The 14,536-nt window shown below is 39.1% G+C and carries 13 protein-coding genes; 7 read left to right on the forward strand and 6 right to left on the reverse strand.

Annotated features, from left to right (window positions below; translation table 11 throughout):
• The first annotated feature begins 14 nt into the window (after window positions 1-14).
• The 7 genes from PCAR9_RS16580 to PCAR9_RS16610 all read left to right on the forward strand — a co-directional run bounded on the left by PCAR9_RS16580 (window position 15) and on the right by PCAR9_RS16610 (window position 10,585).
• Complete coding sequence (locus tag PCAR9_RS16580) at window positions 15-1,046, forward strand: Abi family protein (protein ID WP_179984569.1); 1,032 nt, start codon at window positions 15-17, stop codon at window positions 1,044-1,046.
• A complete protein-coding gene (locus PCAR9_RS16585; RefSeq protein ID WP_179984570.1) occupies window positions 1,046-2,398 on the forward strand; it encodes a restriction endonuclease subunit S in 1,353 nt (450 codons plus the stop codon). The genes PCAR9_RS16580 and PCAR9_RS16585 overlap by 1 nt, the downstream gene beginning before the upstream one ends.
• Complete coding sequence (locus PCAR9_RS16590) at window positions 2,391-3,221, forward strand: FRG domain-containing protein (RefSeq protein ID WP_179984571.1); 831 nt, start codon at window positions 2,391-2,393, stop codon at window positions 3,219-3,221. The genes PCAR9_RS16585 and PCAR9_RS16590 overlap by 8 nt, the downstream gene beginning before the upstream one ends.
• 10 nt (window positions 3,222-3,231) lie before the next feature.
• A complete protein-coding gene (locus PCAR9_RS16595; protein WP_179984572.1) occupies window positions 3,232-6,429 on the forward strand; it encodes a type I restriction endonuclease subunit R in 3,198 nt (1,065 codons plus the stop codon).
• 2 nt (window positions 6,430-6,431) lie between these two features.
• Window positions 6,432-8,144 (forward strand): DUF262 domain-containing protein, encoded by a 1,713-nt coding sequence (locus PCAR9_RS16600; RefSeq protein ID WP_179984573.1) that lies wholly within the window; start codon window positions 6,432-6,434, stop codon window positions 8,142-8,144.
• A gap of 261 nt (window positions 8,145-8,405) precedes the next feature.
• Window positions 8,406-9,941, forward strand: coding sequence for an ISNCY family transposase (locus tag PCAR9_RS16605; RefSeq protein ID WP_179983789.1), 1,536 nt, complete (start codon window positions 8,406-8,408; stop codon window positions 9,939-9,941).
• An 89-nt stretch (window positions 9,942-10,030) separates the two neighbouring features.
• Window positions 10,031-10,585: a DEAD/DEAH box helicase family protein gene (locus PCAR9_RS16610; protein WP_232091183.1), complete on the forward strand. Its 555-nt coding sequence runs from the start codon at window positions 10,031-10,033 to the stop codon at window positions 10,583-10,585.
• Window positions 10,586-10,654: 69 nt separating this feature from the next.
• Here the strand turns inward: PCAR9_RS16610 and PCAR9_RS16615 are convergent, their stop codons facing one another.
• The 6 genes from PCAR9_RS16615 to PCAR9_RS16640 all read right to left on the reverse strand — a co-directional run bounded on the left by PCAR9_RS16615 (window position 10,655) and on the right by PCAR9_RS16640 (window position 14,490).
• On the reverse strand, window positions 10,655-11,062 hold the full coding sequence (locus PCAR9_RS16615; RefSeq protein WP_179984574.1) for an AAA family ATPase: 408 nt from the start codon (window positions 11,060-11,062) through the stop codon (window positions 10,655-10,657).
• Between the two features lie 39 nt (window positions 11,063-11,101).
• Window positions 11,102-11,971, reverse strand: a complete 870-nt coding sequence (locus PCAR9_RS16620; protein WP_179984575.1) for a hypothetical protein — start codon at window positions 11,969-11,971, stop codon at window positions 11,102-11,104.
• Window positions 11,972-12,253 (reverse strand): hypothetical protein, encoded by a 282-nt coding sequence (locus tag PCAR9_RS16625; protein WP_179984576.1) that lies wholly within the window; start codon window positions 12,251-12,253, stop codon window positions 11,972-11,974. It lies immediately after the preceding gene.
• A 324-nt stretch (window positions 12,254-12,577) separates the two neighbouring features.
• On the reverse strand, window positions 12,578-13,543 hold the full coding sequence (locus PCAR9_RS16630; protein WP_179984577.1) for a hypothetical protein: 966 nt from the start codon (window positions 13,541-13,543) through the stop codon (window positions 12,578-12,580).
• Between the two features lie 191 nt (window positions 13,544-13,734).
• Window positions 13,735-14,127 (reverse strand): hypothetical protein, encoded by a 393-nt coding sequence (locus tag PCAR9_RS16635; protein WP_179984578.1) that lies wholly within the window; start codon window positions 14,125-14,127, stop codon window positions 13,735-13,737.
• A gap of 39 nt (window positions 14,128-14,166) precedes the next feature.
• Window positions 14,167-14,490, reverse strand: a complete 324-nt coding sequence (locus PCAR9_RS16640; protein WP_179984579.1) for a hypothetical protein — start codon at window positions 14,488-14,490, stop codon at window positions 14,167-14,169.
• Between the last annotated feature and the right edge of the window lie 46 nt (window positions 14,491-14,536).

Below are 14,536 nucleotides of genomic sequence, written 5' to 3' on the forward strand. Positions count from 1 at the left end.
GTAAGGAGCGGTCTTTGAGTCCATTTTCTAAACCTTCTATCAGTGTCAGAGAACAGGTTAATTTATTGCAAAATAGAGGGCTAAATATACAAGATACAGAGAGAGCTGAACGCTACTTGGAAGTCATCAGCTTTTTCAGACTATCCGCCTATATGCGCCCTTTTCAGCATTCCCATGACAACCAACACACTTTTAAAGACGATGCAGAGTTTAGAGAAATAGTCGCATTGTACGCTTTTGACCGCGAATTACGTTTGATTATCATGGACGCAGTTGAGCGAGTAGAGGTTGGTATTCGCTCTATGATAAACAATGTTATGGGGCCAAGTTATCAAACCGAACAAGAACCATACAGCGGTAGTCATTGGTATTTAAATAGACAGAGATTCAATAATCGTTACAACCATCAACGTCTTCTTGACACATTAGGTAATAAGCAAGAACAAGAAAAACGCTCTCTTCGACAAGAATTCGAAAAAATAGATAACGCCCAGCATGATGACGATAAAAAACAAATACTGAAAAACCTGAAACAACGTGAAAACTATTGTCGTTACTATGCCAACAATTACAGTGAGCCAGAGTTGCCGCCTTGTTGGGCTGCAATAGAAGAATTAACTCTTGGTGAACTATCTCACTTGTACAAAGGGTTAAAGCGAGACGCAGATCGTAAAGCCATCGCAAGACGGTTCAATGTACCGCAAGACAAACTCGGTAGTTGGCTACACACACTTACATTCATTCGAAATTGTTGCGCTCATCATGCAAGGTTATGGAACAGAGAACTTCCTATTGCGCCTAAGCTAATGCGTGATCCCGAATGGCGATTTCCAGCGGTGCTTCCAGACACTCAAATTCAACCAGCAAAACGATTATTTTCAGTTGTATTGCTATTAGCCTTTTTAATGAAGCAAGTAAGCCCAGATAGCAAATGGGTAAATAGCTTACTGGCATTATTTACCAAATATCCAAATGTGCCATTAAAAAATATGGGCTTTCCCGAAGACTGGCAACAACACCCATTTTTGCAAGAGGTAATTGAATAATGACAGGACGTTATCAAGCTTATCCTGAGTACAAACCCTCACCAATAGATTGGTTAGAAGAGATACCTTCACAATGGAAAACCACCCGCCTGAAATACTTAGGTAATGCCATTATTGGCTTAACATATTCACCTGATGAAGTTGTAGAGAAAGAAAGTGAAGACGCTACATTGGTATTAAGATCGTCTAATGTGCAAAACGGAAAAATATCTCTACTAGACAACGTATATGTGAGTAAAGACATTCCCGAAAAGCTTCGCACAAAAAAAGACGATATTTTAATTTGCTCACGAAATGGTAGCCGAGCTTTAATCGGAAAAAACGCACGAATTGACGATAGTTCTACCAATATGACGTTTGGCGCATTCATGACTATTTTCCGAAGTAAGTACAATGAATACCTATCGCATGTTTTCAACTCCAAGTTATTTGAATATCAATCAGGCTCATTTTTAACATCAACTATTAATCAGCTAACAACTGGCAATTTGAACAGTTTCGAAATTCCTTTCCCCCCAGAAGCTGAATTAGAGCCAATTAATAATTTCCTTAATCATGAAACCGCCAAAATAGACAAATTGATCAGTAAACAAGAAAAGCTGATTGAGTTGCTAAAAGAAAAACGACAAGCTGTTATCTCTCATGCTGTAACGAAAGGATTAAGACCTGATTCAGAAATGAAAGATTCGGGTATTGAGTGGTTAGGACAAGTGCCTAAGCATTGGACTGTAAAAAAAATTAAACATTTCGGTGCAGTAATCGGAGGTTATGCTTTCAAAAGTAGTGACTTTACAGATAATGGTTACCCTGTAATTAAGATTTCTAATGTTTCACACTTAGAGATAGATTGGTCAGATAGATCTTACCTCCCGCCTGATTTTGCACAGAGGCACAAAGAATACATAGCACCAAAAGGATCTCTGGTTTTTGCAATGACTCGACCTGTTATATCAGGCGGTATCAAAGTATTCAGAATGAAAGATGACAGTAACCCTTTGATAAACCAAAGGGTTGGATTTATTAATATTGAAAACGAAGATATTTCATTTTTTATTTTACAGTCTTCGTTGTCATCGGCTTTTAAAGCACAATTTATAAATAATATGACTGTGACCAATCAACCAAATATTTCAGGGGAAGGAATTGGAGATATTTGCATTGCCGTTCCTCCTCAAAATGAGTTAATTGAAATCAATTTAGCTCTCAAAAATATAGGAAGTTTATATTCAAAATTGATTGAAAACTGTATCGAACAAATAGGGTTAATGAAAGAGCGAAAAACAGCTCTGATATCCGCGGCTGTTACGGGAAAAATTGATGTGCGAAACTTTAAGGAAGAAGTAAATGAGTGAAGCCGCAAGAGTTACTAAACTTTCAACTTTTATAGGACACATTACAGACATAAAAGCAGACGAAAATCGTACTCTATTTTTCAGAGGTCATGCTGATTTAGAGTATGTAGCACTGCCAACTATTTTCAGAGTTAATCCCAATGACGAGCAGAGCTTGCGTTATGTAGAAAAAGAACAAGAGCTATTTCATGACATTATCATGCGTTGTCCTGAGGAGTTTTTATCCTGCAATTCAGCATTTGACCATTTAGTAAAAATGCAACATTACGGCTTACCAACAAGGTTGCTTGATATTACAAGCAACCCGTTGGTGGCACTTTATTTTGCTTGTTGTACCTTGGCAGGAAAAGGAGCAAAGGGTAAGGATGGTGAAGTCCTGATTTATAGCATTCCAAATGACGAAATTAAGTTCTATAACAGCGACACAGTTTCTGTTGTCAGTAACCTGTCCAAAATGAGTTCGGAATTTAATTTCGAAAATGTTAATCATCATAAGAGTTATCTTCACGCGATAAGAGAAGAGAAACCCTACTTTGCAGACGAAATTAAGCATGAGCACTTAAACTCTGTTTTGTGCGTGAAACCAAAGTTAGACAATCGAAGAATAGTTAAACAAAGTGGTGCTTTTTTATTATTTGGTATGGGTGTCAGAAAAAATGACCCAACAGGAATTCCTGAGAACTATCGCTCTGAATCTATCAAAAAAATAGAAATCCCAAAATCAGCGAAACTTAATATTTTAAATGAGCTGAAAAATGTAGCCATATCAGAGGCTACACTGTTCCCAGAGATAGACTACGTTGCACGTTCATTGAGAGCTTAAAGGATTAATAATGACAACAAGTACACAGGAAAAGATCTTTCAAAACGACATAATAACCCAAATGCAGTCTCACGGTTGGCTTGTCGGAGAATCCTCTCGGTACAATCGAGAGCTGGCTCTTTACCCTGATGACTTGTTTCAGTTTGTTGAATCTACGCAAAAAGAACAGTGGCACAAGCTTTGTAATACTTACCCTAATGACCCCAAAGGCGCTTTACTCAAAGCAGTTGAACGTGATCTGAAAGCCCATAGCAAAGGGACACTGCATGTACTTAGAAATTTAGTTAAAGACCGTGGAGCTAAGTTCAACCTTTGTGCATTTAAGCCTGACCATGACTTAAACCCAGATGCATTGGACAGATACAACAAGAATATTTTGCGTGTTGTCCCTGAACTAATTTATTCCCCTAATGGCTATGAAGGGCGTATTGATTTAACCTTATTCGTTAACGGTTTGCCAGTAACGACTTTGGAGCTTAAATCTGAATTTAAGCAAGCGTTGGACAATGCAAAAATTCAGTATATGAAAGACCGTCAACCCAAAGACCCGACAACTAAAAAACCAGAGCCTTTGCTGACTTTCAAACGAGGCGCATTAGTTCACTTTGCGGTTAGCCAATATAACGTAGCCATGACGACTCGTTTGGCTGGTAAAAAGACATTTTTTTTGCCGTTTGACCAAGGCACAAGTGAAGGAGGTGCAGGTAACGATATTCCACAAGACGACAGCTACGCTACGTCATATCTTTGGAACGAAATTTTCAGTAAAGACAACCTGCTTACTATTTTAGGTCGGTACATTCACTTACAGGTTGAAGATAAAGAAGAGTTAGACGGTACAATCAACCGAAAAGAGACCATGATCTTTCCTCGTTATCACCAATGGTCAGCGGTTTCGACATTACTTGAAACAGTTGAGCAAGAAGGCACTGGTGAAAAGTATTTGATTCAGCACAGTGCAGGTTCAGGTAAATCAAACTCTATTGCTTGGTTATCTCACCAGTTAGCTTCACTGCACTACTATCAAGATCACGAGCGACTGAGTAAAAAAGTCGGTGATAAGATTTTTGATTCAGTAATTGTTGTAACAGACAGAACCGTGTTAGACAGCCAGCTACAAGATACTATTTATCAGTTTGATCACAATGAGGGTATGATTGCTCGTATTAATCGAGAAGAAGCGCAAGGTTCAAAATCATCTCAATTAGCAGGTGAGTTAAAAGCTTCGACTTCAATTATAATTGTTACGATTCAAACTTTCCCGCACGTATTAGAAGCAATCCGAAAAGACTCAACGCTTTCAGGTAGAAGCTTTGCAGTTATTGCTGACGAAGCCCATTCAAGCCAAACAGGTGCAACGGCAAGAAAGCTTCGTGAAGTTTTGATGGCAGAACAGCTCGACAATCAAGAAGAACTGGATTCAGAAGATATTTTACGCCTAAGCTTGCAAGCCCGAAAAGGCTCTCAAAACATTAGTTACTTTGCATTTACCGCAACACCTAAACCTAAAACGTTAGAATTGTTTGGCAGAGCACCTGACAGAAGCCGACCTGCTGCTGACGACAATAAACCAGAGGCTTTTCATATCTACACCATGCAGCAAGCCATTGAGGAAGGCTTTATTCTGGATGTACTGAAAAACTACACCAGTTATAAAGTTGCTTATCAATTAGCCCATAAAAATCCTGAGAGTGATAAGGAAGTAGATAGTAAAAAGGCTTCTACCAAAGTTGCCAAATGGGTACGTCTCCACCCTCATAATATTGCTCAAAAAGTTGAAACTATCATTGAGCACTTCAATAGTAATGTTAAACACCTACTGGCAGGTGAAGCAAAAGCAATGGTGGTGACTTCAAGTAGGCTTGAAGCGGTTCGGTATAAAAGAGCATTTGATAAATACGTTACAAACAAAGGCTATGAAGGCATTAGCGCAATGGTTGCCTTTTCGGGTGAGGTGAAAGATCCAGACATAGCAGATATGGAGTTCACTGAGCGCAACATGAACCCGAACCTAAATGGTCGAGATATGCGTAAAGCATTCGATACCAACGACTATCAGGTCATGTTAGTCGCTAACAAGTTCCAGACTGGTTTCGACCAACCCAAGCTGGTTGCCATGTACGTAGATAAGCCATTAAAAGGTGTCGAGTGTATTCAGACACTCTCTCGTCTTAACCGCACATGCAAAGGTAAAGACACCACCTATGTGCTGGACTTTGTTAACGATCCAGAAGAGATTTTGGAAGAGTTTAAGGTGTACTTCAAAACCGCAGAGTTATCAGGTGTGTCAGATCCTAACCTTGTTTACGACATCATGGACAAGCTAAATAACGTTGGCATTTACACTTGGTCAGAAGTTGAAAGGTTTGTTGAAGCCTATAACGACAAGAAAGTTAATCAGGCTAAATTATCTAATATCTGTAAACCCGCTGTTGAGCGCTTCAATGTCAGATACAAAGAAGCGTCAAGAGTCCTAACACTCGCTCAATCAGAACTTCAAAAAGCCAAAAATGAAGGTAATGATAAAAAGATTAAATTTGCCGAGAACAGCGTTAAAAATGCCAAAGAAGCGCGAGATATTTTAGAAGTATTCAAGAAGGACTTAATGTCATTCTGTCGCTTCTATGAATTTAGCTCTCAAATTGTTGATTTTGACGATGTTGATTTAGAAAAGCTTAGTATATATGCCAAGGAGCTATATCCATTACTACGCTTTGACATTGAAGAAAATGAGATCGACCTCAGTGATTTGGCAATGACTCACTATCGCTTACATGAGCAACGAGAAGCCAACTTAATACTTAACGAGTCCAAAGCCCTTTATGTTGCAAAAGAAGCCGCTGGCGCTACACCTCGTGACCCTCAGACCGAATTATTAAGCAATATTGTCTCTCGTATGAATGATCTATTTGTTGACGAGAAACTAACCGAAAACGACATGATCAATTATGCCAACACAATAGCGGGCAAAGTGTCTGAAAATGAAGTAGTCATGGATCAACTTCGCAATAACACCAAAGAACAGGCCATGCTTGGCAAATTCCCAGAGTCGATTAACGAAGCTGTAATTGAAAGTATGGGTATCCATGAAGGCATGGCAATGAAGGTGCTATCTAATGAAGCAGTTGCCAAAGGCTTTGCTGAGTTGATGTTTGATATGTTGGTTAAGGGAGCTGCTAACAAGCAGCCTCAAAGTCCTAAGGAATAGCTATGAAGATTGAAGCTAATGACAAAGATATCAGGGATGTTTTCAAATTGGGTTATTTTAAGATACCAAGATTCCAAAGGCCTTATTCTTGGGAAAAAGACGAAGTCGAAAATTTTTGGAACGATATAACCAAGAATAATTCGCCAGAATATTTTATAGGTTCGATGGTCGTTTATCAGGACTCGAAACCTTACTTTGGAATTGTGGACGGTCAACAGCGACTTACAACTATCACACTCGTATTATCGGCCATTAGAGACGCATTTATTCATCTGAATCAAGATGACTTGGCAAAGGGGGTACATCAGTACGTAGAACAACCTAACATTGATAATAAAAACGAATTTGTACTTCACTCTGAAACGTCTTTCCCTTACCTTCAAAACCACATCCAGAGTTACAAGGAACAAAAAATTGATCTCGAAGTCGGCAGTGAAGAACAAAAGCTTAAAAATGCATTTGAGCTTATAACAAAAAAACTAACTGAATTCGCAGGTTTACAAGAGGTCACATCTCTTCAATTAGAGCTAATGCCAACTGACAAAGATCCTCTCAGTTTGTTAAAAAGGCTTAGAGATAAAATCTTATCATTAAAATTAGTTTTTATTCAGCTCGACAATGAAGATGATGCTTACTTGATTTTTGAAACTTTAAACGCGAGAGGAAGAGACCTTAAATCTTCCGATTTAGTTAAAAACTTACTGCTAAAAACCATAAAAAATAACAGCGTCAGTATTGATAGACCTAAGCAAGCATGGGTTTCCTTAGTAAATAAATTTGACGATATTGGAGAAACAGACGCATTAGACAATTTCATTCTTCATTACTGGATATCAAAGCAATCCTATTGCACCGAAAAAGAGCTTTTTTCCAAAGTAAAAGAGCACATTACCAGTATGGAAAAAGCAGATGCTCTTTTGAGTGATTTTGAGAATTATGGAAAACTCTATTGTAAAATGCTCCACCCCAACTTTTTTGATTGGGATAATAATGAAGGAAGTCAAAGCATCAAAGACTCTCTCATTGCACTAAATAGGTTTAAAGTGAAGCAACAATCATCCTTTGTACTGGCTGCATTGGCTGCATACGAAAAAAAACTATTCAGCCTGAAAGTTTTAAAGTTAACACTCAAACGGGTGGAATATTTTCACTTTATCTTCAATGCAATAACATCCCAAAGATCTTCTGGTCACATTGTTTCTACCTATTCCAAAAATGCCATCAAACTAAGCAAGGCCAACACTTCTGATGAAGCAAATATAGTAGTAAAGGAACTGTTCAAAACACTTTCGAGCAAAATTCCGCACTATGAAGAGTTTGAAGTAAAATTCTTGGAGTTAATATTTCTTAAAAGTCGTACCAAAGACAGAAATATAATCAAATATTGCTTAAATAGATTACTTCCTAACACGACAAGCTGCTTTGATATTCGCAGTGATGCTTTAACAATCGAACACATTGTTCCGCAGAGCGACACAAACCTTTCTCCTGAACTAATTGGGAGCATTGGAAATTTATTGCTGGTTGACCAAAGTACAAATGCCGAAAAGTTGAGAGACAAATGTCTAAATGACAAATTAGACTATTTGCGAAAGAGTAACTATCCTCTGGAAAATAATTTTCTAACTGACCAGTTTGATGGCAAGGCAGGTTCAATAGAAAAACGGACAAAAGAAATAGCAAAATATTTATTTGAAAACAGCAGGGTGAGTTAACTTCCCCCAATGTAGAGGGCTGGATCAGATAGAACCTATAATTTGTATTAGCTCAGACTTGATCTGACAGTTACCCGATTTTCAAGGTGCCGCTGTCAGATTAGATTTGAGCTAGATTCTTCTCAGCTGTTAACACCAAGCGATTCTGTCGGTCTTTAATTACCACGCGATTTTGTCGCATTCACTAATTACCAAGGGAATTTGACGGTTATCTTTTAACCATGTTTCTTCTTTGCTTTTTGCATAGGAGAGACGCTGAGGATGATCATGTTAAATTCCAAAGCGCAATTGACTGTAGACGTTATTGCCAAGGTTGCTGAGCGCAAGATAACCATTGCTAATGCCGTCAAACTCCTGAATAAATCCAGACGTACCATTGAGCGTTACTTGAAGCGTTATCGTGAAGTCGGTATTCGTTTTGTGGTTCATGGAAATACAGGTAACGAACCAGTCAACAAAACATCAAATTCATTGAAGCAGCAAGTTCAATCACTTATCCGAGAGAAATATTACGATGTCAATCTGCTTCACTTGGGAGAGTTGTTGCAAGCCAACGAACACATTGAAGTAAAGCGTGAAACTCTGCGTAAGTGGGCGCATGATATTCATCATGTGAAACGTGCTAAACGCAGACGTGGCCGTGTACACAAGCGTAGAGAGCGTATGGAAAGCGTGGGATTAATGTTGCAAATGGATGGCAGCACACATCGGTGGTTTGGCACCCAAAAGACCTGTTTGATTGCCATGATTGACGATGCCAACAGCCAGTTGTTTGCCGAGTTTTTTCATGCCGAAACAACCGCTGGCTGTTTGAAGCTACTGCGCTCGGTGGTGGAGAAAAAAGGCGTATTTAAAACTTTGTATGTTGATCGCGCAGGTATATTCGGTGGACCTAAACGTTGCAACTTCTCTCAAGTACAGCGGGCATGTGAAGAGCTGGGTATCGAAATTATCTTCGCCAGCTCACCACAGGGTAAAGGGCGAATAGAACGGGCGTTCGATACCTTGCAAGATAGGCTCGTCCCTGAGTTTAGAATGCGCAATATCACTGATATGGCAGCGGCCAATGCGTACCTTCAGCATGTCTTTATCCCGCAGGTCTGGCATAAAAAAATGACCGTAAAGCCATCTACGACGGATTCTGAATATCAACCGATACCCAATCACGTCAATCTTGATGATATCTGTATAACCAAAGTGCACCGCAAAATCCGCAACGATCATACCTTCACTTACAAAGGGCAATTTTACTTTATTGAGTCACCCATAAAACACTCAATTGCCCATCAGAAAATCGAAATCAGAAACGTGATCGGCAAGCAGTTTGATGTCTACTTCGCAGGTAGAAAACTAACGGTATCACCAGTGATAGAGCCAACGAAAGCGCCGCTAGACAAATCCTATACGACGCACTCAGAAGACATTGAGATACAGAAAAAACTTGATGTACTGGCGTTGGCAGACAAGCTTGGCAATGTAGCAGAGGCGTCTCGTCTGAGCGGCGTATCTCGCGATACTATCTACCGACACCGAAAACTTGTGAAAGAAGGTGGTGCCGACGCGTTAAAGCGCCAAGAACCTCCGAGCCTACATCATAAGAATCGTACTGACAAAGCTACCGAGCAAATCGTAATTGAGTTCTCGCTAGCCAATCCACATCTTGGTCAAGTGCAAGTGTCACGACTGCTCAAATCTGAGCGGAACGTCACGATACATGCTAGCGGCGTCCGCAATATCTGGCTAAGGGAAAAGATGAACACTATGGCGCTGAGAATAGACAAATCATCTGTAAAGTAATCAGGATGTTGAAAATCGGACTTGAAACTGTATTTATATACAGTTACTTTAGGATTGTTAATTTTAATGATCCTGAAGGCGCACATGTTTTGAAATTTACGATGATATATGGTCCATCTGGAGTAGGTAAGGAAAGTGTTGCTAGGGAGCTGGCAAAAAGAAAAAACTGGCGATTGTTTCCACAGCATTTGGCCTTCGACATTTCGTGTGCAGTGATCGGATTCGGTAATGATGGCTTTGAGGCATATCAGCGTCAGACATGCATTGAAGCCTTCCAAACGCTGATCGATAACAACACCAATGGATTGGTGTTTACGTTTTGCTATGTTCACCCCGCTAGTAACTATTTCATTAACGACCTGCTTGAAATGTTAGAGCGAAACGACATTAGCCCTAATTTCATAAGATTATCTTGTACTTACGATGAGCACGTATGCAGAGTTATCGACGAAAGACGGAAAAACACCAACAAGATTCAGTCGAAAGAGTACCTTGACAATTATCTAGATAAATTTGATTTTTCAACTGATATACCAAAGGTAAAAACATTCCATTTAGACAATACAGGAATGTCTATTAAGGCAACTGCGGCAGAGATTGAACGCTACCTAGCCACGACTACGGAGAAAAGTCTATTGTCATAGCCTCAAACCGATGCTAATTTCAAAGCGTCAAAATCGCTTGGTAGTTAGACCGTCAAGTTCCCTTGGTTATCACACTAATTCAGCTAAAGCATCATTTATTTCTCGGGTCAGCTCCTCATTTGGTTCAATGACCATGTATAAACCAGCGCAATCAACATTCTCAGTATTATGTTTGCCTCTAAGCTCTGGCTTAGGTGAATCACTTAAAAACAACTCAGCTAGTACATGGGGCAAGTTGGCATAATTTCTTTCGCCAGCGTTAAAATCTTCCACGCATTGCTTATTGATTAATGACTCAAAGCCAATAGTCTCGACCTTTCCGCGACTTCCTCCGGCAACCAATTCTATTGCCTGTAAAATACTACTCTTGCCAGCTTCGTTATCACCAATGATTGTGTTGATAGATTCGTTGAACTCTAAACTGATTGAAGGGAAACGCTTAAAATTTGTTAGTTTTAGTTTCGTAATATGAGGCATTGTTAAATCCGTTTATTGGTTTAAATTTCTATAACCTACTCAATCCAGTGTCGAAAACCACACGTGCTCAAGGCAAGCATCGCAAAACTGTATGGCTTTATTAACAAGCTCATCCGAGATAAATGCTATATATTCTTCGCCATTGCGCTTTGACCATTCGAAAGCGTCAAAAGCGAGTCCATCATCAACTTGTTTAAACTTCCTGATCTTATCACTGTCCCACTCAACACCATTATGCATTACATAATTTCTGTATTGAAAAATAGCAGTAAGAAGTAACTCAAAATCTTCTGGCAGATATCTATCAAGCTTAAAAAGCTTACATAGCTCTACAATGCCATTTGCAATATTACCTTTCTGCTTTTCATCTTTTTGAATGTACCAGTGCGGATCCCAGAAATATTTAGCAGTAGTTTTCTCTATGTTGACCTTACTAATATTCACATGAGCACTGGGCTTTTTATCCTGCTTTTTTAATTTTTTTTGCTCTAAATCTCTTTTAACCCAAATTGAAATAACTTGATACCGTCTACTATCAACCTGCAAAAGCTGGGGTGAATTTTTCGAAATTCTATTAAACTCGTAAGTGAAAAGACCTTCTATGTATTGCGCTAGACTTGCAACTATTGCCCCAGAAATTGTTGCGTCAAAGTATATTGCCTCGGCACAGTCATCAGCCCACGCATCACCTCCTCTATAAGACTCATATCTTCCGGTATGCTTAGACACTTCAATCGTACTGTAATTGCCTGCTGATTCCATTCTCAAACAGTTTATAAACTGACGAATCCCCCCCAACTGCATATGAGGATCATAATTCGGTGAAAAGTATGAATCAGGTACTATTTGCATTTTATTCTCAGAGCGCTTTTGCAGAGCCTCAATGAACTTTTTATTTTCGTCACTCATTTAAACTGCTTCCATTTTATTCACCTGGTCGGCAATACTACTTTCCAGTTCGTCAGAAATATTGATAAATTCTCCCTTGAAAGCTTTAGTTAGAACTGTTTGGCTGAGTTTTTCCAACCTTTCTCTTGCTTCAATATTCTGGGCAGTGGCTTCGCCGAGTTGGCGCATTTTGATAAGAGTTGTATTCGGATCAGAGGTGAAGTTACGCTCAGCGCTTGCTGCGAGATTATAAAACCAGACTCCGTGTGCTTTAAGAAACTCAAAATTGCTTGTGAATACCATACAACTTTCCTTGTTTGTCGTAAGACCTTTTGGTTGAATTTACCTTACAGGGTTGGATTCATCTAACTTATTAATCGGATAGGGCTTTATATCAAGCTTGAAACAAAAAGCTACTTATACATAGATAAGTGCTTAATACTGATTTGACTTTTACTAAGAAAAATAAGCAACTTTTATCTGCAACGAACTGCGACTCAGCTCGTTTTGACTTAACAATATAGCTTTCTATCCTTCAATTGGAGCCTTACTTTCGTATGGTAAACAACATATATGAAACCATAAGGAAAGAGCGCCAGCATTAGCGCCCTCTGAGGGTGGATGAATTTAGATGCTCTCTTCTATAGTGCTAAAAACCTTATCCATGTCAGTCCCTCGATCCGAGACAAATTTGTAACCCGCATTGCGACGAAAGATTTCACCAAAGGTATACGGTGCACCATCTCCAGCAACTTCTGCGTAACTTATAAAACTATTCCCCGATTCTGGGTGGGTGAATAGATATACCGACCTCAATGTATGCCCTTTTTTAATATGAATGCTGCTATCTTCATCGGAGATAGAAGCAAATGACAAAAGCTGCTTTAGACGAGTTCGACTAGTAGCATTATTATATTTCTCAGCCAGCCGCAGATATTCATCATATTTGTTATTAGCATCAGCCATTGCTTGACTAGCCTCTTTAGTTGTTTGGCTTCCTTCTTTCACGATTTTTTCAAACTCTTTTCTGTAGAGCTTGACGGCATTATTGAAGTCATCATCAGTATTGCCATACATCTTTTCAAACTGAATTTTTTTATCCCGTAGTGATGCTTTTGCAATGAGCTTTTTTGCGGCATCTAGATTCGGGTCATCAACTTTAGCTTGCAGTGAATTAATTTCTTCCTGCTCTGCCTCTTTCATAACATTGATAGTGCCGCGCATTTTCTTTGCATCTTCAACGGCCTTGGCCCATATAGGCGTTCTAATTTTTAGTAAATCTTCATACAAGTTTTTAGCAGCTATATATAAATGAGCATCCTTTTCGTTTGCCAAGTTCTGCACTGGGAATTGATGAATTGTTCCATCCATTGATAGATAGAACGATGTCGGAGCTGCAAATTTGTAATTTTGACGTTCAATTTTGTCTGCGAATTCACTGTCATCTACTAACGAATAGTAACCTGAAAACTCATAGTCAGATGTATAGCCTGAAGTCGCTTTGAAGTGGGCAATTATATTATCTGCGTTAGGGCTACAGGCGCTGAGCAATAACGTAGCAAAAGTTAGCATTGTGGTGAGGCATTGATTCATTGATTCCAATTCCATTTGTTGATAAAAAATTTGCCGTTACTATTCTCCCTATAAGGATGTTAATGTCAAAATAATTGCTGAAAGATTGGAAATATAAATTGTTCTTTAATTAACGAATCGCTCTTCTCTGGGACGCCCTAAGATAAAGATATTGGCCTCACAGAAAAAACAGCTCAAGTGAGCTGTTTTAGTTATTTGAGTAATTTCCGCCATCGAGCTTTACACGCAATCATCCACGTTTCAGCATCGATACCAAAAACGGACTCTATTTCATCCGAAAAGTGTTTTAAAAAATCACGAATCTCTTCGTAGTATCTCAGTAGAACAATCAATACTTCTTTGTGGCTCCGGTATTTGACTTTGCCATCAGATAATTCATCAATTAAAGTTGAGCTAAGCGATATCCCTAGCCATTGGCCTTTTTGATTACGATGCAAGTAAATATATCGCTGGTAATCAAACCGTAAGTTCTCACCTTCAATATCTAAATTCGCTAAAAGCAATATGGTTGAATCATCACCTATAAAAGGAGATCTCGATTGCCTTTTGTATTTTCGGATGATGCTAGTCGTGTTGTCTTGCATGTTGTTACTCCTGTTTTGTCCTTGGAAGTAACTAGGCTCCTAGATAGGAAATTCCTCCCTTTCTTCAATGTGAAAGTCCAACTTCATCTGTTTTGAGAGGAAATCTAAATCGTCTTCTGTCCACTCGGCATAAAGCTCAGGCTCGCTCAATACTACGCCGATGAGTTCACGTATCACAGGGAAATACGCAGGATTCGACACAATGTGATTTTGCAAAATGACATTCATAATAACGTCTTCGATGCGCTGATTGTTTCTGTAATGACTCCCGTCAAATTCGTCACGGTAAGCCTCAAATGCGCTTGCTAGGTTATTAAAAATATCGGATACCATTGCGGAGCATAGATATGTATTTGTAGTCATGAATTTTCCTTTTTGTTGTTATTCATGACTACTTAGCCTCTCTTTC

Origin of the sequence: Alteromonas macleodii (genome assembly GCF_903772925.1) — a bacterium.
GTDB classification, from domain to species: domain Bacteria; phylum Pseudomonadota; class Gammaproteobacteria; order Enterobacterales; family Alteromonadaceae; genus Alteromonas; species Alteromonas macleodii_A.